Genomic DNA, 3,440 nt, shown 5'->3' with positions numbered 1-3,440 from the left:
CCCCCAAGACAAGACATGAGCCCACACACCCCCACACACACCCAGATCGCCCTGATCGGCGCAGGCCCCTCGGGCCTGGCTGGCGCACGGGCGCTGAGCAAACACGGCATCGCTTTCCAGGGCTTTGAAGCCCATACCGATGTGGGCGGTTTGTGGAACATCGGCAACGAGCGCTCCACCGTGTACGAATCGGCCCACCTGATCTCGAGCAAGCGCACCACCGAGTTCAAGGAATTCCCCATGCCAGAGGGCACGGCTGATTACCCCAGTCACCGCGAGCTGCTGGACTACTTCAAGGCCTACGCCGAGCACTTTGACCTCAAGCGCCATTACCGCTTTGGCGTGCGCGTGCTGCGTGTGGAGCCCGTGAGCGATGCGCCCGACACACTGTGGCGGGTGACCATTGATGCAGGTGGGGGACAACAGGAAACACACGAGTTCAAAGGCGTGGTGATCGCCAACGGCATCCTGGCCGAACCCAACAAACCCGAGTGGCCTGGGCAGTTCAGCGGGCAGTTGCTGCACACCTCGGCCTACAAAAAAGCAGAGCAGTTCAAGGGCCAGCGCGTGCTGATTGTGGGCGCGGGCAACTCGGGCTGCGACATCGCGGTGGACGCGGTGCACCACGCGCAAAGCGTGGACATCTCGGTACGCCGGGGCTATTACTTTGTGCCCAAATATGTGTTCGGCCTGCCCGCCGACACGGTAGGCGGCAAAACCAAGCTGCCGCGCTGGCTCAAGCAAAAAGTCGACAGCACCTTGCTCAAGTGGTTCACGGGCGACCCGGTGCGCTTTGGATTTCCCAAGCCCGACTACAAAATGTACGAGTCACACCCCATCGTGAACTCGCTCATCCTGCACCACATCGGCCACGGCGACGTGAAGGTGCGGCCCGACGTGGCGCGGCTCGACGGCCACACCGTGCACTTCAAAGACGGGACCCAAGCCGACTACGACCTGGTCATGACGGCCACCGGCTACAAGCTGCACTACCCCTTCATCAACAACGCCTTGCTCAACTGGCAAGGCATGTCGCCCCAGCTGTACCTGAACATCTTTGCACCGCGCTTTGACCGCCTGGCCGTGCTGGGCATGGTCGAGGCCGCAGGCTTGGGCTGGGAAGGCCGGGCCGAGCAGGCCGAAGTCTTGGCGCGGTATTTCAAAGGCCTGGATGCGGGCCAGGCCAAAGCCTTGGCATTTTCCAAAGCGCGGCAAGGCCCCTCGCCAGATTTGTCGGCCGGCTACCGCTACCTGAAGGTGGAGCGCATGGCCTGTTACGTGAACAAAGACGTGTACCGCGACACCATGCGCCAAACCGCTGCCGAGTTGGCCTGAGCCCCCATTCCCTCACGAAAGCCCCCATGCTGCCTGTTGACGAAATTCGCCTGAACTTCAACCCCGCCTCACTGGCCCTGCTCAACGGGGTGCTGGCATTTTTGATGTTCGGCATCGCGCTGGACACACGGGCAGAGGACTTTCGCCGCCTGCTGCGCATGCCCATGGCTTTTGCGGTGGGCATTGGGGCGCAGTTCCTGCTCTTGCCCGCCATCACCTTTGTGCTGACTCTGGTGCTGCAGCCCTCGCCCAGCATCGCTTTGGGCATGATCCTGGTGGCCTGCTGCCCGCCGGGCAATGTCAGCAACATCCTCACGCACCGCGCCAAGGGCAATGTGGCGCTGAGCGTGTCGATGACCGCCGTGTCGAATGCCATCGCCGTGGTGGCCATGCCGCTGAACTTCGCATTTTGGGGTGGCTTGCACCCCACGGGCTCCAAGTTGTTGACCAGCATCGCCTTGGACCCGGTGCAAATGTTTGTGCACATCCTGCTCATCATCGGCCTGCCCTTTGTGCTGGGGCTGCTGTGCATCCGCTATCTGCCCGTCTGGACCGAGCGCTTCAAAAAACCGCTGCGCATCATCAGCTTCCTGGCCCTGATCGGCTTCATCGTGGCCGCCATTGCAGGCAACTGGCGCTACTTTCTGAACTATGTGGGCCTGGTGCTGGTGGCCGTCATCTTGCATGACGCGCTGGCTTTTGGCACCGGGTGGTTTTGCGCCAAAGCGGCCCGCTTGTCCGACTACGACAGCCGCGCCTTGTCGATCGAAGTCGGCATCCGCAACGCAGGCCTGGGTCTGGTGTTGATCTTCAGCTTCTTTGACGGGCTGGGTGGCATGGCCGTGGTGGCGGGTGTGTGGGGCTTCTGGGACATCATCGCCGGGCTGGTGCTGGCAGGCTGGTGGGCACGCCGCCCGCTCAAGGACCCGAGCGCATGAGCGCAGAGTCGATGCACTGCTCGCCGCGCGCACGGCGCGTGTTGGTCACGGGCGCGGCAGGCTTTCTGGGCCAGGGCCTGATTGCCCAACTCGCCCGCCAAGGCGACTGCGAGGCCATGATTGCGGTCGACGTGCGTGAGGTGCCCGAGGCGCAGCGCCTGAGTGGCATCACCTACCTGGCGCAAGACGTGCGCGACCCAGCTTTGGCCCACACCGTGGCCGAGCACCACATTGACACGGTGGTGCACTTGGCGGCCATCGTCACGCCCGGCAAAGACGCCAACCGCGCCTTCGAATACTCGGTCGACGTGGAAGGCACGCGCAACGTGCTGCAAGCCTGCGTGGCGCATGGCGTGCAACACATCGTGGTCTCGTCCAGCGGCGCGGCTTATGGTTACCACGCAGACAACCCCGCGTGGCTGACCGAAGACATGACCCTGCGCGGCAACGAAAACTTTGCCTATTCGCACCACAAGCGTCTGGTCGAAGAAATGCTGGCGCAGCACCGCCAAAGCCACCCCCAGCTGCAGCAAACCGTGCTGCGCATTGGCACCATCTTGGGCGAGCGGGTCAACAACCAGATCACCGCCCTGTTTGAAAAACCCCGCCTCTTGGCCGTGCAAGGCAGCGACAGCCCCTTCGTGTTCATTTGGGACGAAGACGTGACCGGGGCCATCGCGCACGCCCTGAGCGGCCAGGCCCCGAGCGGCTGCTTCAATTTGGCGGGCGATGGGGCCTTGACGATTTTTGAGATCGCGCAGCGCCTGAACAAAACCACCCGCGTGCTGCCCGCCTGGCTCTTGCAAACCGCCTTGTTCATCGGCCACCGTCTGGGCATCAGCCAGTACGGTCCGGAGCAACTCGACTTCTTGCGTTACCGGCCTGTGCTGCTGAACTCCGCACTCAAAACGCGCTTTGGCTTCACGCCCGGCAAGACCAGTGCTCAGGCTTTTGAGGCTTTCGTCGCTGCACGCCAACAACAGGGACGTGCCGTCGCCCATGCTTGATTTGACCTCAAGCTGTTGAAGTGCTTTTGGGCACTTTCAGCGCTTCAATAGCCCATAAGTCTGTAGACATGATGGATGACCTGCCCACCTGACAAACGTGGGTTAAGTTGATGGGTGCGAAACCTTTATCAACCCAGTGCCATAACTCAGGAGGCAGGTC

The 3,440-nt window shown here is 62.3% G+C and carries 3 protein-coding genes; all 3 read left to right on the top strand.

All coding sequences use genetic code 11. The features are described 5' to 3' along the window. The first annotated feature begins 15 nt into the window (after positions 1–15). From QZ190_RS12795 to QZ190_RS12785, 3 genes are read left to right on the top strand one after another with little or no spacing between them, the layout of a single operon-like run. Complete coding sequence (locus QZ190_RS12795) at positions 16–1,335, top strand: NAD(P)-binding domain-containing protein (protein ID WP_291916875.1); 1,320 nt, start codon at positions 16–18, stop codon at positions 1,333–1,335. A 26-nt stretch (positions 1,336–1,361) separates the two neighbouring features. Then, on the top strand, positions 1,362–2,273 hold the full coding sequence (locus QZ190_RS12790; RefSeq protein WP_291916873.1) for a bile acid:sodium symporter family protein: 912 nt from the start codon (positions 1,362–1,364) through the stop codon (positions 2,271–2,273). After that, positions 2,270–3,280 (top strand): SDR family oxidoreductase, encoded by a 1,011-nt coding sequence (locus QZ190_RS12785; RefSeq protein WP_291916870.1) that lies wholly within the window; start codon positions 2,270–2,272, stop codon positions 3,278–3,280. The genes QZ190_RS12790 and QZ190_RS12785 overlap by 4 nt, the downstream gene beginning before the upstream one ends. Positions 3,281–3,440: the final 160 nt, after the last annotated feature.

Source organism: Limnohabitans sp., from assembly GCF_017848645.1.
Taxonomy (GTDB): Bacteria; Pseudomonadota; Gammaproteobacteria; order Burkholderiales; family Burkholderiaceae_C; genus Limnohabitans_A.
The sequence above is the reverse complement of the archived record's forward strand: the minus strand, read 5'-3'. Positions and strand labels throughout refer to the sequence as shown.